Source organism: Pigmentiphaga sp. NML030171, from assembly GCF_002188635.1.
GTDB lineage: Bacteria > Pseudomonadota > Gammaproteobacteria > Burkholderiales > Burkholderiaceae_B > Pigmentiphaga > Pigmentiphaga daeguensis.
The window spans coordinates 48,045-70,134 of record NZ_NINX01000029.1 but is presented as its reverse complement, the minus strand read 5'-3'; the positions used below and the strand labels follow the sequence as shown (position 1 = coordinate 70,134).

30 protein-coding genes are annotated in these 22,090 nt (G+C 65.3%); 27 read left to right on the top strand and 3 right to left on the bottom strand.

What is annotated here, in order from left to right; genetic code table 11:
• Genes rplP through rpsQ form a run of 3 tightly spaced genes read left to right on the top strand, consistent with a single transcriptional unit; the run spans position 1 to position 885 of the window.
• Positions 1 to 417 carry a 50S ribosomal protein L16 gene (rplP, locus tag CDO46_RS09565; RefSeq protein WP_087780002.1) on the top strand — a complete coding sequence of 139 codons (417 nt, stop codon included), beginning with the start codon at positions 1 to 3 and terminating at the stop codon, positions 415 to 417.
• A 10-nt stretch (positions 418 to 427) separates the two neighbouring features.
• Complete coding sequence (rpmC, locus tag CDO46_RS09560; RefSeq protein WP_087838317.1) at positions 428 to 619, top strand: 50S ribosomal protein L29; 192 nt, start codon at positions 428 to 430, stop codon at positions 617 to 619.
• Between the two features lie 2 nt (positions 620 to 621).
• Positions 622 to 885, top strand: coding sequence for a 30S ribosomal protein S17 (gene rpsQ / locus CDO46_RS09555; protein ID WP_087838316.1), 264 nt, complete (start codon positions 622 to 624; stop codon positions 883 to 885).
• Positions 886 to 993: 108 nt separating this feature from the next.
• On the opposite strand, the gene CDO46_RS09550 is transcribed toward rpsQ, so the two are convergent.
• Positions 994 to 1,863, bottom strand: coding sequence for an IclR family transcriptional regulator (locus tag CDO46_RS09550; RefSeq protein ID WP_176400692.1), 870 nt, complete (start codon positions 1,861 to 1,863; stop codon positions 994 to 996).
• A 143-nt stretch (positions 1,864 to 2,006) separates the two neighbouring features.
• Here CDO46_RS09550 and CDO46_RS09545 point away from each other — a divergent pair, with 143 nt between their 5' ends.
• Together CDO46_RS09545 and CDO46_RS09540 are read left to right on the top strand one after the other, a co-directional pair.
• On the top strand, positions 2,007 to 2,795 hold the full coding sequence (locus CDO46_RS09545) for an RraA family protein (RefSeq protein WP_087838314.1): 789 nt from the start codon (positions 2,007 to 2,009) through the stop codon (positions 2,793 to 2,795).
• A gap of 56 nt (positions 2,796 to 2,851) precedes the next feature.
• Positions 2,852 to 3,817, top strand: a complete 966-nt coding sequence (locus tag CDO46_RS09540) for a tripartite tricarboxylate transporter substrate binding protein (RefSeq protein ID WP_087838313.1) — start codon at positions 2,852 to 2,854, stop codon at positions 3,815 to 3,817.
• Between the two features lie 33 nt (positions 3,818 to 3,850).
• Here the strand turns inward: CDO46_RS09540 and bglX are convergent, their stop codons facing one another.
• Positions 3,851 to 6,112, bottom strand: a complete 2,262-nt coding sequence (gene bglX, locus CDO46_RS09535) for a beta-glucosidase BglX (protein WP_254914582.1) — start codon at positions 6,110 to 6,112, stop codon at positions 3,851 to 3,853.
• Between the two features lie 482 nt (positions 6,113 to 6,594).
• Between bglX and CDO46_RS09530 the strand changes: the two genes are divergently transcribed.
• Together CDO46_RS09530 and CDO46_RS09525 are read left to right on the top strand one after the other, a co-directional pair.
• Positions 6,595 to 8,127, top strand: coding sequence for a glucan biosynthesis protein G (locus CDO46_RS09530; protein ID WP_243724397.1), 1,533 nt, complete (start codon positions 6,595 to 6,597; stop codon positions 8,125 to 8,127).
• A gap of 40 nt (positions 8,128 to 8,167) precedes the next feature.
• Entirely contained in the window at positions 8,168 to 9,118 is a 951-nt protein-coding gene (locus CDO46_RS09525; protein ID WP_087838311.1) for a dioxygenase, read from the top strand.
• 10 nt (positions 9,119 to 9,128) lie between these two features.
• Here the strand turns inward: CDO46_RS09525 and CDO46_RS09520 are convergent, their stop codons facing one another.
• Positions 9,129 to 10,310: an MFS transporter gene (locus CDO46_RS09520; protein WP_087838310.1), complete on the bottom strand. Its 1,182-nt coding sequence runs from the start codon at positions 10,308 to 10,310 to the stop codon at positions 9,129 to 9,131.
• A gap of 115 nt (positions 10,311 to 10,425) precedes the next feature.
• Between CDO46_RS09520 and CDO46_RS09515 the strand changes: the two genes are divergently transcribed.
• The 20 genes from CDO46_RS09515 to yghX all read left to right on the top strand — a co-directional run bounded on the left by CDO46_RS09515 (position 10,426) and on the right by yghX (position 22,066).
• Complete coding sequence (locus CDO46_RS09515; protein ID WP_087838487.1) at positions 10,426 to 11,403, top strand: LysR family transcriptional regulator; 978 nt, start codon at positions 10,426 to 10,428, stop codon at positions 11,401 to 11,403.
• 315 nt (positions 11,404 to 11,718) lie between these two features.
• Entirely contained in the window at positions 11,719 to 12,087 is a 369-nt protein-coding gene (gene rplN, locus CDO46_RS09510) for a 50S ribosomal protein L14 (protein WP_087780015.1), read from the top strand.
• A gap of 10 nt (positions 12,088 to 12,097) precedes the next feature.
• Positions 12,098 to 12,415: a 50S ribosomal protein L24 gene (gene rplX / locus CDO46_RS09505; protein WP_087838309.1), complete on the top strand. Its 318-nt coding sequence runs from the start codon at positions 12,098 to 12,100 to the stop codon at positions 12,413 to 12,415.
• A gap of 15 nt (positions 12,416 to 12,430) precedes the next feature.
• Positions 12,431 to 12,970: a 50S ribosomal protein L5 gene (rplE, locus tag CDO46_RS09500; RefSeq protein ID WP_087838308.1), complete on the top strand. Its 540-nt coding sequence runs from the start codon at positions 12,431 to 12,433 to the stop codon at positions 12,968 to 12,970.
• A gap of 11 nt (positions 12,971 to 12,981) precedes the next feature.
• On the top strand, positions 12,982 to 13,287 hold the full coding sequence (gene rpsN, locus CDO46_RS09495; protein WP_087838307.1) for a 30S ribosomal protein S14: 306 nt from the start codon (positions 12,982 to 12,984) through the stop codon (positions 13,285 to 13,287).
• Between the two features lie 11 nt (positions 13,288 to 13,298).
• Positions 13,299 to 13,694 carry a 30S ribosomal protein S8 gene (gene rpsH, locus CDO46_RS09490; protein ID WP_087838306.1) on the top strand — a complete coding sequence of 132 codons (396 nt, stop codon included), beginning with the start codon at positions 13,299 to 13,301 and terminating at the stop codon, positions 13,692 to 13,694.
• A gap of 9 nt (positions 13,695 to 13,703) precedes the next feature.
• Positions 13,704 to 14,237 (top strand): 50S ribosomal protein L6, encoded by a 534-nt coding sequence (gene rplF, locus CDO46_RS09485; protein ID WP_087838305.1) that lies wholly within the window; start codon positions 13,704 to 13,706, stop codon positions 14,235 to 14,237.
• An 18-nt stretch (positions 14,238 to 14,255) separates the two neighbouring features.
• Positions 14,256 to 14,621 carry a 50S ribosomal protein L18 gene (gene rplR, locus CDO46_RS09480; RefSeq protein WP_087838304.1) on the top strand — a complete coding sequence of 122 codons (366 nt, stop codon included), beginning with the start codon at positions 14,256 to 14,258 and terminating at the stop codon, positions 14,619 to 14,621.
• Between the two features lie 11 nt (positions 14,622 to 14,632).
• Positions 14,633 to 15,154, top strand: coding sequence for a 30S ribosomal protein S5 (gene rpsE, locus CDO46_RS09475; protein ID WP_087838303.1), 522 nt, complete (start codon positions 14,633 to 14,635; stop codon positions 15,152 to 15,154).
• Between the two features lie 3 nt (positions 15,155 to 15,157).
• Positions 15,158 to 15,346, top strand: coding sequence for a 50S ribosomal protein L30 (rpmD, locus tag CDO46_RS09470; protein WP_087838302.1), 189 nt, complete (start codon positions 15,158 to 15,160; stop codon positions 15,344 to 15,346).
• Between the two features lie 10 nt (positions 15,347 to 15,356).
• The gene (gene rplO, locus CDO46_RS09465) at positions 15,357 to 15,788 is read left to right on the top strand and encodes a 50S ribosomal protein L15 (RefSeq protein WP_087838301.1); all 432 of its coding nucleotides are present in this window, start codon (positions 15,357 to 15,359) and stop codon (positions 15,786 to 15,788) included.
• 17 nt (positions 15,789 to 15,805) lie between these two features.
• Positions 15,806 to 17,131 carry a preprotein translocase subunit SecY gene (gene secY, locus CDO46_RS09460; protein WP_087838300.1) on the top strand — a complete coding sequence of 442 codons (1,326 nt, stop codon included), beginning with the start codon at positions 15,806 to 15,808 and terminating at the stop codon, positions 17,129 to 17,131.
• Positions 17,132 to 17,138: 7 nt separating this feature from the next.
• Positions 17,139 to 17,357: a translation initiation factor IF-1 gene (gene infA, locus CDO46_RS09455; RefSeq protein ID WP_087780026.1), complete on the top strand. Its 219-nt coding sequence runs from the start codon at positions 17,139 to 17,141 to the stop codon at positions 17,355 to 17,357.
• Positions 17,358 to 17,393: 36 nt separating this feature from the next.
• Complete coding sequence (rpmJ, locus tag CDO46_RS09450; protein WP_087780027.1) at positions 17,394 to 17,507, top strand: 50S ribosomal protein L36; 114 nt, start codon at positions 17,394 to 17,396, stop codon at positions 17,505 to 17,507.
• A 42-nt stretch (positions 17,508 to 17,549) separates the two neighbouring features.
• Positions 17,550 to 17,915: a 30S ribosomal protein S13 gene (rpsM, locus tag CDO46_RS09445; RefSeq protein ID WP_087838299.1), complete on the top strand. Its 366-nt coding sequence runs from the start codon at positions 17,550 to 17,552 to the stop codon at positions 17,913 to 17,915.
• Positions 17,916 to 17,944: 29 nt separating this feature from the next.
• Positions 17,945 to 18,346: a 30S ribosomal protein S11 gene (gene rpsK / locus CDO46_RS09440; RefSeq protein WP_087838298.1), complete on the top strand. Its 402-nt coding sequence runs from the start codon at positions 17,945 to 17,947 to the stop codon at positions 18,344 to 18,346.
• 320 nt (positions 18,347 to 18,666) lie between these two features.
• A complete protein-coding gene (rpsD, locus tag CDO46_RS09435) occupies positions 18,667 to 19,290 on the top strand; it encodes a 30S ribosomal protein S4 (protein ID WP_087838297.1) in 624 nt (207 codons plus the stop codon).
• A 179-nt stretch (positions 19,291 to 19,469) separates the two neighbouring features.
• The gene (gene rpoA / locus CDO46_RS09430; protein WP_087838296.1) at positions 19,470 to 20,456 is read left to right on the top strand and encodes a DNA-directed RNA polymerase subunit alpha; all 987 of its coding nucleotides are present in this window, start codon (positions 19,470 to 19,472) and stop codon (positions 20,454 to 20,456) included.
• 208 nt (positions 20,457 to 20,664) lie between these two features.
• Positions 20,665 to 21,051, top strand: coding sequence for a 50S ribosomal protein L17 (rplQ, locus tag CDO46_RS09425; RefSeq protein WP_087838295.1), 387 nt, complete (start codon positions 20,665 to 20,667; stop codon positions 21,049 to 21,051).
• A gap of 127 nt (positions 21,052 to 21,178) precedes the next feature.
• Positions 21,179 to 22,066 carry a YghX family hydrolase gene (gene yghX, locus CDO46_RS09420; protein WP_087838294.1) on the top strand — a complete coding sequence of 296 codons (888 nt, stop codon included), beginning with the start codon at positions 21,179 to 21,181 and terminating at the stop codon, positions 22,064 to 22,066.
• The last annotated feature ends 24 nt before the right edge of the window (positions 22,067 to 22,090 follow it).

Genomic DNA, 22,090 nt, shown 5'->3' with positions numbered 1-22,090 from the left:
ATGCTGCAGCCATCGCGCAGGAAATACCGCAAGGAACAAAAGGGCCGCAATACCGGCCTGGCCACGCGCGGCGCCAATGTCTCGTTCGGCGAATTCGGTCTGAAGGCCACGGGTCGTGGCCGCCTGACCGCTCGCCAGATCGAGTCGGCCCGTCGTGCCATCACCCGCCACATCAAGCGTGGCGGCCGTATCTGGATCCGCGTCTTCCCGGACAAGCCGATCTCGCAGAAGCCCGCCGAAGTCCGGATGGGTAACGGCAAGGGCAACCCGGAGTACTGGGTCGCCGAGATCCAGCCCGGCAAGGTGCTGTATGAAATGGAAGGCGTCAACGAAGAACTGGCGCGCGAGGCGTTCCGCCTGGCGGCTGCCAAGCTTCCGATCTCGACCGTCTTCGTGACGCGTCATCTCGGAACGTAAGGAGATAGCAATGAAGGCAAGCGAACTCCGTTCGAAGGACGCCGGCGAGCTCGGCAAGGAGCTCGAGGGTCTGCTTAGGGCTCAGTTCAGTCTGCGCATGCAGCTGGCTACCCAGCAGCTTTCCAACACCAGCCAGCTCGGCAAGGTGCGCCGCGACATCGCGCGTGTCCGTACCGTGCTGCGCGAGAAAGCCGGGAAGTAAACATGAGCGAAACCAAGCTGAAGCGTACGCTGACCGGTCGTGTGGTCAGCGACAAGATGGACAAGACGGTAACCGTGATGGTCGAACGCCGGGTCAAGCACCCGCTGTACGGCAAGATCGTCGTCCGGTCCGCCAAGTACCACGCTCACGACGAAACCAACCAGTACAAGACCGGTGATCTGGTCGAGATCTCGGAAACCCGTCCGGTTTCCAAGACCAAGGCCTGGTCGGTGGTCCGTCTGGTCGAAGCCGCGCGGATCATCTGATCCCCGCAGGCTGAACGGGCATCGCGAGATGTCCGGCGCAAGGCCGTGGAGGCAACTCCACGGCCTTTTGTTTTGGGTGCCCGCCGCCACGGGCGCAGAGCCCCGTCTTCAGTTGGCCGGTGGAACCGTGTCGCCGCTCGACAGGCGTTGCTCGAACTCGCCTATCCGCGCCGCTTCCGCCTGCAGGCGGGGAACGAGAGCCAGAGCCTGGGCGCGTTCCGCCTCGGTGTGGGCGGTCAGCAGCAGCAAGCTGCCCATGACTTGCCCGTCGACATGGCGTACCGGAACGGCCAGTGCCAGGATGCGGGGATTGCGCTTGCCCACCGTAGCCACGTAACCCTGCTTGCGGATGGTCGCGAGGGCGCTGCGGAATTCCTGCCAGTCCTGGCCCAGTCCCGACTCGGCGATCTCGGCCTGCTTCGCCAGGTACAGGGCCCGAATCTGATGCGGAGCCAGGTTGGCCAGGATGGCTTGCGAGCCGGCGCCCTGGAACAGGGGGAAGGCGGATCCACGGCCACGATACAGCGGCATGCGCTCCCCTTCGTGGATGATGTGGCTGGAGCCCACCTGATGGGTACACAGGACGCGATCGTTGTACAGGGTGCATAGCAGCAGCGCCCGGTTGTCGCAGATGTCGGCCATACCTGCCATGACCGACTTGCCGGCGTTGAGCAGCGGATCCGATTGCTGCAGCAGCCTTTCGAGTTCGACGATGCGCGAGCCCAGCGAATAGCGGCCCTTGCCCCGCTGCGCCAGCAGCCCGCGATCGCTCAGTTCCTGCAGGTAGCGATAACAGGTGGAGCGGCCCACGCCCAGCCAGGCGGCAACTTCGTCCACCTGGATCTGCAGGTTGTCGGCGGTGAAGAGATCCAGGATGGTCAGCAGCCGGCCGACCGCGCTTTCGCCTGTGGCTGGCGGCGGCGTGGCGTCGGTCGGGATGGGAGGGAGCGCTGCGGGAGAAGGGGAACGGACGGGCATCGGCGGCGGCGGGATCAGGATTTTCCTATGATCGCACAACATCGCACTTCTTCGTAATTGTGGGAATAGTAAAAATTCTCTCTTTGACGGAAAAATTTATTTCTCCTAATATGGGAAAAATTTTATCCAACAAAGGAAGGATCATGCGCCGAGAGGAAGTGCTGAAGGACTACGAGGAATATCGGGAACAGGGCCGGATCTGGGGGCAAGTGCCGGTAGAACGCATCACTCGCATCAAGTTTCCCCGTGTCTCGCGGGCGGTCGTGGAGCGTTACCTGGCGCTGCCCGACCTGACCACCACCGTGTCCGACCTGCTGGACGGCTTCGGCGTGTGCGGGGTGGTCGCCGCTTCGCACATCAAGCCGCTGCAAAGCGGCAGGAAGATCGTGGGCCATGCCGTCACCCTGCGCTCCATGCCCGAGCGCAAGACGCCCACGCAGGGCTACCTGGACAAGGAGCCCATCAAGATGTCCACGCGCGAGATCTACTATCTGTCCGAGCCGGGCGACGTGCTGGTGGCCGACTTCGGCGGCGACCTGAACGTCTCGAACATGGGCGGGCAATCGGCGCTGGTGGCCAAGACCCACGGGTTCGCCGGGGCGATCGTCAACGGCGCGGTGCGCGACCTGCCGGCCATTCGCGAGATCGACTATCCGGTCTGGGCCGCGGGCGTGACCCCCATCACCGGCAAGTTCCGGATGGAGGCCATGGAGATCAACGGACCGGTGCGCGTGCACGACATCGTGGTCTATCCGGGTGACCTCATCGTGGCTGACGATTCAGGCATCTGCGTGGTCCCGGCCGAGTTCATCGAGCCTTTGATCGACGAGGCCGAGAAGGTCGGCGGTGCCGAGGACAAGATGCGGGAACTGATCGTATCCAAGGCGCCCATTTCCGAATTGCGCCCCCTTTTCCGCAAGCGCTACGACTGACACCGGACATGGGGACGGCCGCGCGGGCCGTCCCGCGACAAGATCAGGAGACTTTCATGCATCGCTTCGGCATTTTTGCGTCGTTGCTGCTGGCGGCGCCGTTGCCCATGGCGCTGGCCCAACCTTTTCCCTCGGCCCCGGTCAAGCTGGTGGTGCCGTTCGCGCCCGCGGGCGGGACGGACGCCGTGGCGCGCGCCGTGGCGCAGTCGCTGGGCAAGCAACTGGGGCAGTCGGTCATCGTCGAGAATCGGCCGGGAGCGGCCGGGGCGCTGGGGTCGCTGGCCGTGGTGCGGGCGCCGGCCGACGGCTATACCCTCTTGCTGGGCAGCAATGGCCCGATCGCCATCAGCCCCAGCCTTGATCCCAAGCTCCTTTACGACCCTGCCCGGGACCTGCGGCCGGTCGCTGCCGTGGCCTCGGTGCCGTTCATGCTGGTGGCGAACCGCAACCTGCCGGCCAATGATGTGAAGGGGCTGGTGGAACTGGCCCGGCGCAAGCCTGGCGCCATCAATTTCGCTTCTCCCGGCACGGGCACTACCAACCACCTGGTAGGGGAACTGCTCAAGACGATGGCGAAGGTGGAGATGGTCCACATTCCCTACAAGGGCGCTTCGCCAGCGATGAACGACGTCGCCAGCGGGGTGGTGCAATTCATGTCAGGCGACATCAATACCTTGCTGCCCATGATCCAGGGCGGTCGGCTCAAGCCGCTCGCGGTCACGGGTGCCACGCGCAGCAGCCTGGTGCCCGATGTGCCGACCGTGGCCGAGAGCGGCATCGCGGGTTTCGAGGCCACCGGCTGGTTCGGCCTGTTCGCGCCGGCCGCCACGCCGCGACCGGTGGTGGACCGGCTGGCCGCGGCCGTCGCCGCGGCGCTGAAGGATCCGGAGGTGGACGAGCGGATCAAGGCCCTGGGCGGCGCGCCGCTGGAGCTGTCGGGCGACGCCTTCGGCGCCTATGCCGCGAAGGAGCGCGCCAAGTGGAAGCAGGTTATCGACGCCCACCAGATCAAGCCCGACTAGCAGCGGGCCGCCCCGGCGGGCGGCCCGCCGCGGTCAGCGCAGCGTGAAGCTGGCGCGCTTGACGTCCTGGGAATCCAGCCCGATCTGGACCTCGAAGTCTCCGGGTTCCGCCACGTGCTGGAGGCGGGCATCGAAGAACTTCAGGTCGTTCTCGTCGATCTCGAAGCGCACGGTGCGTGTCTCGCCCGGTTCCAGCGCGATGCGCTGGAAGCCCCGCAGCTCCTTCACCGGCCGCACGACCGAGGCGGCGGCATCGTGGATGTATAGCTGCACCACCGTCTCGCCGCGCCGCGTGCCGGTGTTCTTCAGGTTGACCTGGGCCCCGAGCTTGCCGCCCCGGGCCATCGTGGCGCTGTCCAGCACGACGTCCGACAGGCTGAAGCCGGTATAGCTCAAGCCGTACCCGAACGGATAAAGCGGCCCGTTCTTTTCCTCGAAGTACTGCGAGGTATAGTTGCCCGGCTTGCCTTCGACGAAGGGCCGGCCCACTCGGGGATGGTTGTAGTAGGTCGGAATCTGGCCGATCGAGCGGGGGAAGGAGATGGGCAGCTTGCCGGCGGGATTGTAGTCGCCGAACACGACGTCGGCGATCGCATGGCCGCCCTCGGTGCCGCTGTACCAGGTCTCGAGCAGGGCATCGGCGTTGGCGCTCTCCCATTGCAGGTCCAGCGGCCGGCCGTTCATCAGCACCAGCACCAGCGGCTTGCCCGTGGCCTTGAGCGCATGCAGCAGCGCGCGCTGGCTGGCGGGAATGTCCAGCCGGGTGCGGCTGGAGGATTCATGCGACATGCCGCGCGATTCGCCCACCGCGGCGACGATGACGTCGGCCTGCCTGGCGATGCCGACGGCTTCGGCGATCATGTCGGCGGGCGGCCGCGGGTCCTGGAAGACTTCCTTGTTGTCCCAGTTCAGGAAGTTCAGGTAGTCGACGATGCGCGCATCATCGGTGACGTTGGCCCCTCGCGCGTAGAGCAGGCGGCCCTGGCCGCGCATGGCTTCTTCCATGCCTTGCCGCAGCGTGATCGAGGATTCGCTCTTGCCGGCCGCCGACCAGCTGCCCATCATGTCCAGCGGCGAATCGGCCAGCGGACCGACCAGCGCGACGGTGGCCGTCCTGGCCAGGGGAAGGGTCTGGTTGCGGTTCTCCAGCAGGACCAGCGATTTGCGCGCCAGCTCGCGCGCGTCGGCGCGGTGCATGCGGCTTTCGGCATAAAGGTCGGGCGGATCGTCGGCCGCGGCGCCGATGCGCAGGTAGGGGTCGTGGAACAAGCCCATGTCGTACTTGGCACCCAGTACGTTGCGCACCGAGCGGTCGATCTCCGCGACGGTGACTTCGCCCGACTTGACCAGGCCGGGCAGCTCCTGCAGGTACAGCGTGTCGGCCATGCTCATGTCCACGCCCGCCTTGATGGCAAGCCGCGCGGCCTCGCGGTCGTCGCGCGCCACGCCGTGGCGGACCAGCTCGGTGATGGCGCCATGGTCGCTGATGGCGATGCCCCGGAACCCCCAGTCCTTGCGCAGCAGGTCCTGCAGCAGCCAGGTGTTGGCGCTGGCGGGGATGCCGTTGATGGAGTTCAGCGCCACCATCACGCCGCCAGCTCCGGCGTCGATGGCCGCGCGGTAAGGGGGCAGGTAGTCCTGGTACATGCGCAGGGGGCTCATGTCGACGACGTTGTAGTCGCGGCCGCCTTCGACCGCGCCGTACAGCGCGAAATGCTTGACGCTGGCCATGATGCTGTCGGCCCGCGCCGGCGACGGGCCCTGGTAGCCCTTGACGGTGGCCCGCGCGATGCGTGAGACCAGATAGGGGTCTTCGCCGAACCCTTCCGAGGTGCGGCCCCAACGCGGATCGCGCGAGATGTCCACCATGGGGGCGAAGGTCATGTCCAGGCTGTCGGCGGCGGCCTCGATGGCGGACACGCGCGCGGCACGTTCGATCGCGCCCATGTCCCAGCTCGACGCCAGGCCCAGGCCGATGGGGAAGATGGTCCGGTGGCCGTGCACGACGTCATAGGCGAAGAACAGCGGGATGCGGAGGCGGCTCTTCCTGGCGGCGGCATCCTGCATCATGCGGTTGTCGACGTGGATGACCGAGTTGAACGTGCCGCCTATGCGGCCGGCCGCGATCTCCTTGGCGATCTTCTCGCGCGGCATGTCCGGGCCGATGCTGATCAGGCGCAGCTGGCCGATCTTCTCGTCCAGCGTCATCTGCGACATCAGGTCGGCGATGAAGGCATCCTTGTCGTTCAGCAGCGCGGGGTTGGCCGCGGCGCGGGCGCCGCCGGAAGCGAGCAGGAAGGCGCACAGGCCCAGGGCGAGCCGCTTCGCCACCGACCGGCCAGCGGCGCCGGCCGTCCCGCGCGAAGGGCGGGCCAGGGGAGGATGGGGGAGAAGGCGGAATCGATGGGATGAACTTGGCGCCAAGTGGTCGTCCTCCATGGGGGCGGGCCTGGGGAGCGGCGACGCGGGACGCGGCGCCGCGGAAGGTCGCCCGATTGTACGGGTGCACGGCGCGATTCTGCCCTCGTGCGCCCTGGCGCGGCGTTCGGCTGTGATACTTTCCGTTTCGCCCGGGCCGCGTGGCGGCAGGGCGCGCGGGCGTTGGTGCGCCAGACGGCTTGTTACAACCGCGACGGTCCGGGACCCCCGGATCGAGGAATCATCGTGCCTTGCGGCGGTCGTAACCCGACTCGGGGTTCCACCGTCCACATCGTTCCAGGGAGAAACTAGTGGGTTTTGCAGACGTAGCCAGCTTCGCGCGCAACAGGTTCGCGCCTGTGTCGCTCGGGATCGCCACGGTCTTGTTGTCCTTGCTGGGCGCGGCCACGGCAAGCGCCTTTACGCTCGACGACGTGACGGCGCGGGCCAGGACGCTTGCCGACCGGGCCTACCAGGCCCCGGTCAGCAACCTGCCGCCGGCCTTCAGCAAGATGCAGTTCGCCGATTACCTGCGCATCCAGCCACGCCGCGACCAGTTCGAGTGGCACGACCGCGATACGCCGTTCAGGTTGGCGTTCTACCACCAGGGCATGCATTTCTCCACGCCGGTCGGCATCAACGAGGTGGTCGACGGCCAGGTCCACGAGATCAAGTACGACCCCGCCAAGTTCGACTTCGGCGGCATGTCCTTCGATGCGAACACGACGCGCAACCTGGGCTACGCGGGCTTTCGCGTGCTCTATCCCATCAATCGCGATGGCGTGCACGACGAAATCATGAGCATGCTGGGCGCGAGCTATTTCCGCGTGATCGGCAAGGGCCAGGTTTACGGCCTGTCGGCGCGGGGCCTGGCCCTGGACACCGCGTGGAAGGACGGCATGGCCGAGGAGTTCCCGCGCTTTCGCGAGTTCTGGATCGAACGGCCCAAGCCCCAGGACCGCTTCCTGGTGATCTACGCCTTGATGGATTCGCCGCGCGCCACCGGCGCCTACCGCTTCGTGCTGCGGCCGGGCGAGGACGCCGTGCTGGACGTCGAGTCGCGCGTGTTCCTGCGCGGCCAGATCAACAAGCTGGGCGTTGCGCCGCTGACGAGCATGTTCCTGTACGGGCCGAACCAGGGCGTGCGGGGCAACAACTTCCGTCCGGCGCTGCATGATTCCAACGGCCTGGCCATCCACACCGGCAGCGGGGAATGGCTGTGGCGGCCCCTGAACAACCCGCCCACGCTGTCGGTCAGCTCATTCCAGGTGACCGATCCCAAGGGGTTCGGCCTGCTGCAGCGGGGGCACGAGTTCTCCCGCTACGAGGACCTGGCCGACCGCTACGACCTGCGCCCCAGCGCGTGGATCGAGCCCAAGGGCAACTGGGGGCCGGGCAAGGTGGAGCTGGTCGAGATCCCGACGGCGGACGAGACCAATGACAACATCGTCGCGTTCTGGACGCCGGACGTGGTGCCGCCCAAGGGCCAGCCCATGCGCCACGACTACCGCATCCACTGGACGATGAACGAACCCGCGCTGATCGAGAAGGACGTGGGTTGGGTCAAGCAGACGCTGCGGACCGACGGCGAGATCCGCCAGGCCAACCTGATCCGCCACCTGGACGGCAGCACGGCCCTGATCGTGGATTTCGAAGGACCGGTCCTGGCGCGGCTCTCGCCCGATGCCACGGTGGGCGCCGAGGTCAGCGTGGGCGACAACGCCGAGCTGATCGAGAATGTCCTGCAGCGCAATCCCGCCATCCAGGGCTGGCGCCTGACGCTGCGAGTCAAGGTCAAGGACCCGAAACGGCCGGTCGAGATGCGGGCCGCGCTGGTCGAGGGCAAGCGCGCGTTGACCGAGACCTGGAGCTACCAGCTGCCAGCGCGGTAATCTGGAGGGTCCGCAAGCCGAGTTTCCAGACGGACCCACCATGATCATCAAGAACCAGGAAGACGTTACCCGCGCGGTGCTGGCCGAGGCCGCCCGCGCGCCCGATGCGCGCTTTCGCGAAATCCTGTCGGCGGGCATCCGCCACCTGCATGCCTTCGCGCGCGAGGCGCGGCTGACCGAGGCGGAGTTCCACCAGTTGTGCGGCGCGATCGCGCGGCTAGGCCAGGCGACCACCGCCTCGCACAACGAGGTGGTGCTGGCCGCCGGCTCGCTGGGCCTGTCCGCGCTGGTCTGCCTGCTCAACAACGGCGACAACGGCCAGACCGAGACCACCGCCAACCTGATGGGACCGTTCTGGCGGATGGGCTCGCCCGAGACGCCCAACGGCGGGTCCATCGTGCGTTCTCCCACGCCGGGCGACCCGGTGTTCGTCCAGGCCTGGGTGCGCGACCGCGAGGGGCGGCCGGTCGAGGGCGCGGAAGTCGACGTCTGGCACAGTTCGACCGAGGGCTTCTACGAGAACCAGGATCCGGCGCAGGGCGACATGAACCTGCGTGGCAAGTTCGTTACCGACGGCGATGGCCGCGTCGCGTTCCGCAGCATCAAGCCGGCCGGCTATCCGATCCCGGTGACCGGCCCCGTGGGCGAACTGATCCAGGCCCAGGGCCGGCACAACATGCGCCCGGCCCACATCCATTTCATGATTTACAAGCCGGGCTTCAAGACCCAGTTCTCGCAGGTCTATTCCAGCGACGATCCCAACCTGGAGACCGACGTGCAGTTCGGCGTCACGCAGGCGCTGGTGGGGCAGTACGTGCTGCACGACAGCGCGACCGAGCCCGCGCCCGACCCCGATCTGCGGGGCAAGTGGTACTCGATGGACCACCACTTCGTGATCGAGCCCGGCGAGGCCCGGCTGCCCCGGCCGCCCATCACCGGCAAGGCGGACGGCGAGCGGCCCGTCCTGACGGTGCTGGCGCGGCGCCCCTGACGGGCATCGGTCACGCGCACTGCCGGGGCTGGCCGATGGCGGGCGCCGAGGCCGGCGACATCCTTGCGCTCCACAGCGCCAGCAGCAGGCCCACGCCCGTGAGGGCGGCGCCGGCCCAACCCACCGACACCAGGCCCAGGCCCGACAGGGCCAGGCCGCCCACCCACGCCCCCAGGGCATTACCCAGGTTGAAGGCGGCGATGTTCAGGCTGGAGACCAGCGTGGCGCCGGCGGGGCCGGCCTGTTGCAGCACGCGCATCTGCATGGGAGCGACGGTGGCGAACGCCACCGTGCCGAGAACGATGGTGTACGCCATGGCCACCAACGGCTGGCCGAAGGCCCAGGGGCCCAGTGCCAGGGCCGCCATCAGTGCCGCGGTGGTCAGCAGCAGCGCCTGCATGACGCCGCGGTCGGCCATGCGCCCGCCCAGCAGGTTGCCGGCCGCCAGGCCGGCGCCGAACAGCAGCAGGGTGACCGCGACCAGGTTGTCGCTCATCGCGGTGACCTGTTTGAGCAGCGGCTCGATGTAGGTATAGAGCGCGAACACCCCGGCGAACCCGAATACGGTGATGCCCAGACCGGCCCAGACCTGGATGCGGCCGAGCACGGCCAGCTCCTGGCCCAGCGGCGCGAGTTGCGGGCGGCCCTGGTCGCGCGGCACGAACCAGGCAAGGATGACGTAGGCGGCCACGCCCACCATGGCCACCGCGGCGAAGGCCGAACGCCAGCCGAAATGCTGGCCGATCCAGGCGCCGGCGGGCACGCCCAGCAGCGTGGCCAGCGTCAGCCCCGAGAACATCAGCGCGATCGCCGAGGCGCGCTTGTGGGGCGGGACCAGGCCCGTCGCGACCACGGCGCCCACGCCGAAGAAGGTGCCGTGCGTGAGCGAGGTCAGCATGCGGGCGGCCATCAGCCACCCGTAGCCGGGCGCCGCCGCGGCTGCGACGTTGCCGGCGATGAAGATGAGCATCAGGGACAGCAGCAGGCGCTTGCGCGGCCAGGTCCGGGTCAGCAGCGTCAGCACGGGCGCGCCCACCGCGACGCCGATCGCGTAGCCCGAGATCAGCGTGCCCGCCGTGGGCAGGGAGATGCCCAGGTCCGTGCTGACCTGCGTCAGCAAGCCCATGATGATGAATTCCGTGGTGCCGATGCCGAAGGCACCGGCGGCCAGCGCCAGGAGAGAGAGTGGCATGGTCGGGGTCCTGTGAGTGGATTGCAGTCGATAGCGACACTGTGGAGGCGGGCGCGACCTTTGTGTAGATGGAATAATGGAATGACATCTGTTCCATCAAGGAAAAACCGTGCCGATCTCCGCCAAGACCGCCCCGACCCGTGCCGCACGGGCTCCTGCGCCCGCCGATGCCAACCGGTCGGGCGAGCTGGAGACCTTCGTGCTGGTGGCCGAGCGGGGCAGCCTGTCGGCCGCGGCCCGTCGGCTGGGCGTGTCGCCCTCGGCCGTGAGCAAGGTCATGTCGCGCCTGGAGGCGCGGCTGGGCGTGCAGTTGTTGCAGCGCAGCACCCGCCGGGTGCTGCTGACCGCGGAAGGCGCCCAATACTATGAGCAGGGCAAGCGCGTGCTGGCCGACCTGGACGAACTGGAGACCTCGGTCGCAGGGCAGGCCGAGCCCCGCGGACTGGTTCGCATCACTGCCAGCACGTCGACCGGACAGACCCTGCTGGGGCCGCTCATCCCGCGGCTGCTGGCGGCGCACCCCGGCTTGCGGCTGGACCTCAGCTTCACCGACCAGGTCGTGGACCTGTTGGAAGCGGGGGTCGATATCGCGATCCGCTGGGGGCGGCTGCCCGCCTCGGATGTGGTGGCTCGGCTCCTGGGCCGCACGCGCCAGGTCGTCGTCGGCAGCCCTGAATACCTCGCCGTCCACGGCACGCCCGTCCATCCCGGCGACCTGGGCGCCCACCTGCGCCTGGGCTGGAACTACCGGCGCGAAGTCCCGCGCTGGCCTTTCGAGGTGGCGGGGCGCCGGATCGAGGTCGACATCGGCGAGATCGTCCGGGTGAACGACGGCGAGGTGATGCGCCGCCTTGCCCTGAACGGCGCTGGACTGGCCCGGCTGTCGGTGTATCACGCCTGGGACGACCTGCTGGCAGGCCGCCTGGTGCCGGTGCTGGAGCCCTACAATACCGGCGACCTCGAGCCCATCCACGCGGTCTACGTGGGCAAGCCCGGCCGGCTGCCGCCCCGCACCCGGGCGGTGCTGGATTTCCTCCAGGCCAACGTCGACCTGCGATACGCCGAGCACACGCCCGGGCCGGCCGGCGGATGAGGGCGCCGGCTGTGGGGGATATCCCGACAAAAGGCTTGCTATGTGGCAGTTTGCCGGGTATGATGGCAGGCTTACCTATGGGTTCTTGCCTTTTTGCCAGTGTAGTTCGCGGCTATCGCGCGTGGTGGGAAGGGGGAGTCCGGGGTGGGTAGTAACTGGCCTGGCACCGCGTTCTTGCGGTGTCCGCTTCAGAATTTCAACCCAGGGTGCGCAAGTCGCATTGCCGCCTGACGGGACCAAAACTGATCGGAAGGCTTGGCGTTCACTGAAAAGGTGGTGCCGGGCATTTCGGGTTAAGTTGGAACAGGGTAAACCATGATTCAAATGCAGACCACGTTGGACGTGGCCGACAACACCGGTGCGCGCTCGGTTATGTGCATCAAGGTGCTCGGCGGCTCCAAGCGCCGCTATGCCGGCATCGGCGACGTCATCAAAGTGAGCGTCAAGGATGCGGCCCCCCGCGGTCGCGTGAAAAAGGGCGAAATCTACAACGCCGTGGTGGTTCGTACCGCCAAGGGCGTCCGTCGCAAGGACGGTTCGCTGATCCGTTTCGGTGGCAATGCCGCCGTGTTGCTCAACGCCAAGCTCGAGCCCATCGGCACTCGCATCTTCGGACCCGTTACGCGTGAACTGCGTACCGAGCGTTTCATGAAGATCGTGTCGCTGGCGCCCGAAGTGCTGTAAAGGGACCGCGATGAACAAGATTCGCAAAGGTGACGAAGTCATCGTCCTGACCGGCAAGGACAAGGCCAAGCGCGGCGTCGTGCTGAGCGTTGCCGAAGACCGCGTCGTGGTCGAGGGCATCAACGTCGTCAAGAAGAATGTGAAGCCGAATCCGATGGCCAACCAGCCCGGCGGCATCATCGACAAGACCATGCCCATCCACGTCTCCAACGTGGCGATTTTCAACCCCGCCACCGGCAAGGCCGATCGCGTGGGCGTGAAGAAAGTCGACGGCAAGAATGTGCGCGTCTTCCGTTCCAATGGCGAAGCCATTGCGACGAAAGCGTAAGCGGGAGCAAACACAATGGCCCGTCTTCAAGACTATTACCGCGAGAAGGTCGTTGCCGACCTGACCAAGCAGTTCTCGTACAAATCCGTGATGGAAGTGCCCCGCATCACCAAGATCACCCTGAACATGGGTGTCTCGGAAGCGGTCGCTGACAAGAAAGTCATCGAGCACGCCACCGGCGACCTGACCAAGATCGCCGGCCAGAAGCCCGTCGTGACCAAGTCGCGCAAGGCCATCGCCGGTTTCAAGATCCGCGAGAACTACCCGATCGGCTGCATGGTGACCCTGCGTGGCGCCCGCATGTACGAATTCCTCGATCGCCTGATCAGCGTCGCGCTGCCGCGCGTGCGCGATTTCCGTGGCGTGTCCGGCCGTGCTTTCGACGGTCGCGGCAACTACAACATCGGTGTGAAAGAACAGATCATCTTCCCCGAGATCGAGTACGACAAGATCGACACGCTTCGTGGGCTGAACATCAGCATCACGACCACGGCCAAGACCGATGAAGAAGCCAAGGCGCTGCTGTCGGCCTTCCGCTTCCCGTTCCGTAATTAAGGGGTGAAATAGTGGCTAAGCTTTCACTCATCAACCGCGATATCAAGCGTGCCAAGCTGGCGGCCAAGTATGCCGCCAAGCGCGCCGCGCTCCAGGCTATCGTCGACGATGCGTCCAAGTCGGACGAAGAACGTTACCAGGCTCGCCTGAAGATTCAGCAGCTGCCCCGTAACGCCAACCCCACCCGCCAGCGCAACCGTTGCGCGGTGACCGGTCGCCCCCGTGGCGTGTTTCGCAAGTTCGGTCTGGCCCGTAACAAACTGCGCGAGATGGCTATGCGCGGCGAAGTTCCGGGCATGACCAAGGCCAGCTGGTAGGAGAGTCATTCATGAGCATGAGCGATCCGATCGCCGATATGCTGACGCGCATCCGCAATGCGCAGCGCGTAGATAAGGCGTCCGTGTCCATGCCCTCCTCGAAGCTGAAGGTGGCGATTGCCACCGTGCTGAAGGACGAGGGCTATATCGACGGTTTCGAGGTCAAGGCCAACGATGGCAAACCCGAACTCGAAATTTCCCTGAAGTACTACGCCGGCCGTCCGGTCATCGAGCGCATCGAACGCGTCTCGAAGCCCGGCCTGCGCATCTACAAGGGCCGTCATTCCATTCCCCAGGTCATGAACGGCCTGGGCGTGACCATCGTGTCCACCTCTCGTGGCGTGATGACCGATCGCAAGGCGCGCGCCAACGGCGTGGGCGGCGAGGTCCTCTGCTACGTGGCGTAAGGAGCCGACATGTCGCGTATAGCTAAATATCCCGTCGAGCTGCCCAAGGGCGTCGAAGCCACGATCGCTGCCGACCAGATCACCGTCAAGGGTCCCCTTGGCACGCTGGTCCAGGCCCTGACCGGCCAGGTCACGATCGCGCAAGACGCCGGCAAGCTGACTTTCGCCGCCGCCAACGACAGCCGCGAAGCCAAGGCCATGTCCGGTACCGTCCGGGCCCTGGTCAACAACATGGTGACCGGCGTGAGCAAGGGCTTCGAGCGCAAGCTGACCCTGGTCGGCGTGGGCTACCGTGCCCAGGCGCAAGGCGATTCCGTCAAGCTGCAGCTCGGTTTCTCGCACGATGTCGTGCATCAGATGCCTGCCGGCGTGAAGGTCGAGTGCCCCTCGCAGACCGAAGTGGTCATCAAGGGCGCCAACAAGCAGCAGGTTGGTCAGGTGGCCGCCGAAATCCGCGCCTACCGCTCCCCCGAGCCCTACAAGGGCAAGGGCGTGCGCTATGCGGACGAACGGGTCATCATCAAAGAGACCAAGAAGAAATAAGGCGGGCAAGGACGAATCATGGACAAGAAGCAAGCTCGTTTGCGTCGCGCGGTACCTACCCGCCGGAAGATCGCCGAGTTGCGCGTGCATCGCCTGTCGGTGTTCCGCACCAACCTGCACATCTACGCAAACATCATTTCGCCTGAAGGCGATAAGGTGCTGGTCAGTGCCTCGACCGTCGAACCCGAGGTTCGTCAGCAACTGGCTGGCGATTCGGGCAAGGGCGGCAACGTGGCCGCAGCAACCCTGGTGGGCAAGCGCGTGGCCGAGAAGGCCAAGGCTGCCGGTATCGAATCCGTCGCGTTCGATCGCAGCGGTTTCCGCTACCACGGCCGCGTCAAGGCCCTGGCTGATGCCGCGCGTGAAGCCGGCCTGAAGTTTTAAGCGAGGATTACATGGCCAAGATGCAAGGTAAGAATGCAGCGGCTGAGGAACGCGACGACGGTCTTCGCGAGAAGATGATTGCCGTCAACCGCGTCACGAAAGTCGTGAAGGGCGGTCGTATCCTCGGTTTCGCGGCGCTGACGGTGGTCGGCGATGGCGACGGTCGCGTCGGCATGGGCAAGGGCAAGGCCCGGGAAGTCCCGGTCGCCGTCCAGAAAGCCATGGAAGAAGCCCGCCGCAAGATGGTCAAGGTGCCCCTGAAGAACGGCACCCTGTACCACAACGTGGTCGGCAAGCACGGCGCCTCGACCGTTCTGATCTCGCCCGCCGTCGAAGGTACCGGCGTGATCGCCGGCGGCCCGATGCGCGCGATTTTCGATGTGCTCGGCGTTCGTAACGTGGTGGCCAAGAGCCTCGGCTCGACCAACCCGTACAACCTCGTGCGCGCTACGCTCAACGGTCTGAGCGCAAGCTCGACTCCGGCCGACGTCGCCGCCAAGCGCGGCAAGTCGGTCGAAGAGATCCTGGGATAAGCCATGACGACGAAGAAAAACGTCAAAGTGACGCTCGTGCGTTCCCCCATCGGGACGCCCGAATCGCACCGCGCCACGATTCGTGGCCTGGGACTGCGCCGGCTGAACAGCTCGCGCGTCCTGGTCGACACGCCCGAAGTGCGCGGCATGATCCGCAAGGTGTCGTATCTGGTCACCGTGTCGGAAGCCTGAGAGGTCTAGCATGCAACTCAATACGCTCAAGCCCGCCGAAGGCGCCAAGCACGCCAAGCGCCGTGTCGGTCGTGGTATCGGCTCCGGCCTCGGCAAGACCGCCGGCCGCGGCCACAAGGGTCAGAAGTCCCGTTCGGGTGGCTTCCACAAGGTCGGTTTCGAAGGCGGCCAGATGCCGCTGCAGCGCCGGCTGCCCAAGCGTGGCTTCAAGTCGCTGGGCCAGCACCTGTACGCGCAGGTCCGCCTGTCCGAACTGCAAGCGCTGCCGGTCGACGAAATCGACGTGCAGGCGCTCAAGCAGGCCGGCGTGGTCGGCCAGCAAGTCCGCTACGTCAAGGTCATCAAGACCGGCGAGCTCACCCGCAAGGTGGTGCTCAAGGGCATGACGGCGACGGCCGGTGCCAAGGCGGCGATCGAAGCCGCTGGCGGCTCCCTGGTCTGATAACCGAGGACTGAGCTTTGGCTAATGCGAACGCACTGGGCAAGACCGGCAGCAAGTACGGCGACCTGAAGCGCCGGCTGGTCTTCCTGTTGCTCGCCCTGGTGGTGTACCGGATCGGTACGCACATCCCTGTTCCCGGGATCGATCCGGTCCAGCTGACCTCCCTGTTCCATCAGAACCAGGGCGGGATTCTGGGCCTGTTCAACATGTTCTCGGGCGGTGCGCTTTCGCGTTTCTCGATCTTTGCATTGGGGATCATGCCGTACATCTCGGCGTCGATCATCATGCAGCTGATGACGGTCATCGTGCCGTCGTTGGAAGCGATCAAGAAGGAAGGCGAGGCCGGGCGGCGCAAGATTACGCAGTACACGCGCTACGGTACGCTGGCGCTCGCGCTGGTGCAGTCGGTGGGCATCTCGGTCGCGCTGGAGTCGCAGCCCGGGCTGGTCATCGATCCTGGCCTGATGTTCCGGGCCACCACGATGATCTCGCTCGTCACGGGAACGATGTTCCTGATGTGGCTGGGTGAGCAGATCACCGAGCGGGGCCTGGGCAACGGCATCTCGATCCTGATCTTCTCGGGTATCGCGGCCGGCCTGCCGCACGCATTGGCTGGGCTGTTCGAGCTGGTCAATACCGGAGCGATGGCTGTCCTGACGGCGCTGTTCATCGTCGTGCTGGTGGTGCTGGTGACGGCTTTCGTGGTGTTCGTGGAACGCGGGCAGCGCAAGATCGTCGTCAACTACGCCAAGCGCCAGGTGGGCAACCGGGTGTATGGCGGACAAAGCTCGCACCTGCCGTTGAAGCTGAACATGGCCGGGGTGATTCCGCCGATCTTCGCGTCGTCGATCATCCTGTTCCCGGCCACGGTGGTCAGCTGGTTCTCGAGTGGTGACGGCCTGCGCTGGCTGAAGGACCTGGCCGCCGCGTTGTCGCCCGGGCAGCCGCTGTACATCACGCTGTATGCCATTGCAATCGTGTTCTTCTGCTTCTTCTACACGGCGCTCGTGTTCAACAGCCGCGAGACCGCCGACAACCTGAAGAAGAGCGGCGCGTTCGTTCCGGGTATCCGTCCGGGCGAGCAGACCGCGCGGTACATCGACAAGATCCTGATGCGCCTGACTTTCAGCGGCGCCATCTACATCACGTTGGTGTGCCTGCTGCCGGAGTTCCTGGTCTTGCGGTGGAACGTGCCGTTCTACTTCGGTGGTACGTCTTTGCTGATTATCGTTGTGGTCACGATGGATTTCATGGCCCAGGTGCAGGCATACGTGATGTCGCACCAATATGATTCTCTGCTCAAGAAGGCGAACTTCAAGGGCGGAAATCTACCGGTGCGGTAACGAGAAAATGTCCAAAGACGACGTTATCCAGATGCAGGGCGAGGTCCTGGAGAACCTGCCCAATGCGACGTTTCGTGTCAAGCTCGAGAATGGCCATGTCGTGCTGGGACATATCTCGGGAAAAATGCGGATGAACTACATCCGCATCCTGCCGGGGGATCGTGTGACGGTCGAACTGACGCCATACGATCTATCGCGAGCAAGAATCGTGTTCCGCTCGAAGTAAGCCTGGGGCTTACCGGGTAAGAATTAGGAGTCAATCATGAAAGTAATGGCATCGGTCAAAGCAATTTGCCGGAACTGCAAGGTCATCAAGCGCAAGGGCGTGGTGCGGATTATCTGCACCGACCCGCGCCACAAGCAACGTCAGGGCTGAGCCTAGGCTCGGTTCTACGCTACAGGTATTCAAGGAAACGTTATGGCCCGTATTGCTGGCATCAACATTCCGCCGCATCAGCACACCGAAATCGGTCTGACGGCTATCTTCGGCATCGGTCGTTCGCGCGCTCGCAAGATTTGCGAAGTGGCCGGCGTGCCGAGCAACAAGAAGGTCAAGGATCTGAACGACGCCGAGCTCGAGCGGATTCGCGAACAGATCAACACTTTCACCGTCGAAGGCGATCTGCGTCGTGAAATCCAACTGTCGATCAAGCGTCTGATCGACCTCGGCTCGTATCGTGGCTTCCGCCACAAGCGCGGTCTGCCCGTGCGTGGCCAGCGTACCCGTACGAACGCCCGCACCCGCAAGGGTCCGCGTCGCGCCGCTGCGTCGCTCAAAAAGTAATCGGCTGACAGCCAGTCAAGGATTCAGAAATGGCGAAATCCCCGAACAGCGGCGCCCAGCGCGTTCGCAAGAAAGTCAAGAAGAACGTCTCGGACGGCATCGCGCACGTTCACGCGTCCTTCAACAACACCATCATCACGATCACCGATCGCCAGGGCAATGCCCTGTCGTGGGCGACGTCGGGCGGCGCCGGCTTCAAGGGCTCGCGCAAGTCCACCCCGTTCGCGGCCCAGGTCGCGGCGGAGTCCGCCGGTCGCGTGGCGATGGAATACGGCATCAAGACGCTGGAAGTGCGTATCAAGGGCCCCGGTCCCGGCCGCGAATCGTCGGTTCGCGCCCTGAACGCCCTGGGCATCAAGATCTCCAGCATCGCCGACATCACGCCGGTGCCGCACAACGGCTGCCGTCCGCCGAAGCGCAGAAGGATCTAGGCCCCCCCCTACGCGCTTCGCGCGCCCCCCAGGGGGCGGCACTGGCGGACCGGCGGAGCCGGATCCGCGGTGCCCTGGATCGGTGGGCTCGTTGCCCGTTGGGCAACGTTGCCTGGGGGTTTGGGGCAAAGCGCGGTAGAATAGTGGGCTTTGCTGTTGGCAGTACGTAGTTTTTATTGTTTTCTGGGGGCGCGGCCGGCATGGGTCGGGCGCGCCGAGTAAGACCACCGTTTGCCGCGTTCTGGTTCATCGAACGTAATAGACCAAGGCAAACTCCTCGCCATGTCTGGTGCATGGCCTGACAGAGAAAAGGATACATCGTGGCACGTTATATTGGCCCCAAATGTAAGCTTTCCCGCCGCGAAGGCACGGACCTCTTCCTGAAGAGCGCCCGCCGTTCGCTGGATTCCAAGTGCAAGCTCGAGAGCAAGCCCGGCCAGCATGGCCGCACCTCGGGTGCCCGTACCTCGGACTACGGTCTGCAGCTGCGCGAGAAGCAGAAGCTCAAGCGCATGTACGGCATTCTGGAAAAGCAGTTCCGCAAGTACTTCGAAGAAGCCGAGCGCCGCAAGGGCAACACCGGTGAAAACCTGATCCAGTTGCTCGAATCGCGCCTGGACAACGTGGTCTATCGCATGGGCTTCGGCTCGACCCGCGCCGAAGCGCGCCAGCTGGTCAGCCACAAGGCGCTGATGCTGAATGGCCACACCGCCAACGTGCCGTCCATCATCGTCAAGGCCGGCGACGTGATCACCGTCCGCGAGAAGGCCAAGAAGCAGGCCCGTATCCAGGAAGCGCTGCAACTGGCCTCCAGCCAGGGCATGCCGCAGTGGGTCAGCGTCGACATGACCAAGCTGGAGGGCACGTTCAAGCAGGCCCCGGATCGTGCCGATGTCGCCCGCGACATCAACGAATCCATGGTCGTGGAACTCTATTCGCGGTAATAACTGAAGCCGGCTCTAGGTGCCGGCTTTCCCATCCCTGGGCACAGAGGATCCGGCTTTGCCGGTCCGCCAGTGCCGCCCCTTGAGGGGCGCGCGGAGCGCGTAGGGGTGGGCCTATTTTTCCCCCAGCCTTATCGGTGTAACGAGCCGAGGGTATTGATAAGGAATAAGGAAGATTCATGGCGAATGCCGCATTTCTGAAACCGCGCAATATCGACGTCGAAACCATCGGCTCGAATCATGCCAAGGTGATCATGGAGCCGTTCGAGCGCGGCTACGGTCATACCCTGGGCAACGCGCTGCGCCGCATCCTGCTGTCGTCGATGGCGGGCTACGCGCCGACCGAAGTGCAGATCACCGGTGTCGTGCACGAATATTCGGCCATCGATGGCGTGCGCGAAGACGTGGTCGACATCCTGCTGAACCTCAAGGGTGTGGTGTTCAAGCTGCACAACCGCGACGAAGTCGTGCTGACCCTGCGCAAGCAAGGTCCCGGCGTGGTCACCGCCGGCGACATCGAGATCTCGCACGACGTCGAGATCATCAACCCCAACCACGTCATTGCCAACCTGACGGACAACGGCCGCCTGGAAATGCAATTGAAGGTGGAGAAGGGCCGCGGCTACGTGCCGGGCAACCTGCGCAGCTTCGCCGATGATCATTCCCGCACCGTGGGCCGCATCGTGCTGGACGCTTCGTACAGCCCGATCCGCCGCGTCAGCTACACCGTCGAAAGCGCCCGCGTCGAGCAGCGTACCGACCTGGACAAGCTGGTCCTGGACATCGAGACCAACGGCGTGATCTCGCCGGAGGAAGCCGTGCGCCAGTCGGCCCGCATCCTGATGGACCAGCTGTCGGTGTTCGCCGCGCTGGAAGGCTCGACCGAGACCATCGAAGCGCCCGCCCGAGGCACGCCGCAGATCGATCCGATCCTGCTGCGCCCGGTGGACGACCTCGAACTGACCGTTCGTTCGGCCAACTGCCTGAAGGCCGAGAACATCTACTACATCGGCGACCTGATCCAGCGTACCGAGAACGAATTGCTGAAGACCCCGAACCTGGGCCGCAAGTCGCTCAACGAGATCAAGGAAGTCCTGGCCGCACGCGGCCTGACCCTGGGCATGAAGCTCGAGAACTGGCCGCCTCTCGGCCTCGAGCGGCCGTAGGGGTCCCCCCCCCTACGCCCTACGGGCGCCCCCCAGGGGGCGGCACTGGCGGACCGGCGGAGCCGGATCCGCTGTGCCTTGGGTAGCGGAGCTTCTTCCGTGCAGTAGTAGCAGTACCGAATTTTTTCACCGGCCCGCGGCGCTTTGCCGATAGAAGAGCTGGAAACCTCGCGGCAAAGCCGCTCTTAGATTCATAAAGGAAGTCATCATGCGTCACCGTCACGGTCTCCGTAAACTGAACCGCACCAGCAGCCACCGTCTGGCCATGTTCCGCAACATGGCTGTCTCGCTGCTTACGCACGAAGCCATCAAGACCACCCTGCCCAAGGCCAAGGAACTGCGCCGCATCGTCGAGCCGCTGATCACCCTGGGCAAGGAACCGACCCTGGCCAACAAGCGCCTGGCGTTCGCCCGCCTGCGCGATCGCGACCTGGTCGTCAAGCTGTTCGCCGAGATCGGCCCCCGCTTCAAGGAGCGCAACGGTGGCTACACCCGCATCCTGAAGATGGGTTTCCGCCAGGGCGACAACGCTCCCATGGCCTACATGGAGCTGGTCGACCGCGCGCCGGAAGCCGAAGCCGCCGACGCCGAGTAAGCAAGGCCAAGCCGGGCTTGCCCCTGCCGGATGTCTGGTTTCATGAAAACTGCGAGCTTGTCTCGCAGTTTTTTTTTGCCCGGTGTATGTTGTCCGCACTCGCGGACCTTACCGAAAAGGGCATGCCATGGCTCGTCTGACTGCGCAGGACTTCGACCCTCGACTGCTGGAGCTGTACGACTATTACGTCCACGGCAGGATATCCCGGCGGGAGTTCCTGGACCGGGCGGCCAGGTTCGCGGTGGGCGGGCTGACCGCCGCCGGGCTGCTGGCTTCGCTCAGCCCGGACTATGCGCTGGCCGAGCAGGTGTCCTTCACCGATCCGGACATCGTTGCCGAATACATCGGCTATCCCTCACCCAAGGGCCACGGCACGGTGCGCGGCTACCTGGTGCGGCCGGCGAAGGCCGCGGGCAAGGTGCCGGGCGTGGTCGTGGTGCACGAGAACCGTGGCCTGAACCCCTATATCGAGGACGTCGCGCGCCGCCTGGCCAAGGCGGGCTTCTTGGCGCTGGCGCCCGACGGCCTGAGTTCGGTGGGCGGGTATCCGGGCAATGACGACAAGGGGCGGGACCTGCAGCGGCAGGTCGATCCGGCCAAGCTCATGAACGATTTCTTCGCCGCGGTCGAGTTCCTGATGCAGGGCGACAGGACGACCGGCAAGGTGGGGATCACCGGCTTCTGCTACGGCGGCGGCGTGGCCAATGCCGCCGCGGTGGCGTATCCCGAGTTGGCCGCGGCGGTACCCTTCTACGGCAGGCAGGCCAGCGCGGCGGACGTGCCGCGCATCAAGGCGCCGCTGCTGCTGCACTATGCCGAACTGGACAAGGGCATCAACGACGGTTGGTCCGCCTACGAGGCGGCCCTGAAGGCGGCCGGCAAGACCTACGAGGCTCACGTCTATCCGGGCACGAACCACGGCTTCCACAACGATTCCACGCCCCGCTACGATGAGGCGGCGGCCAGGCTGGCCTGGGACAGGACGATCGCCTGGTTCAAGCGCTACCTGGCCTAGTCGCCGGGGCTGGCCCGGTGGCCG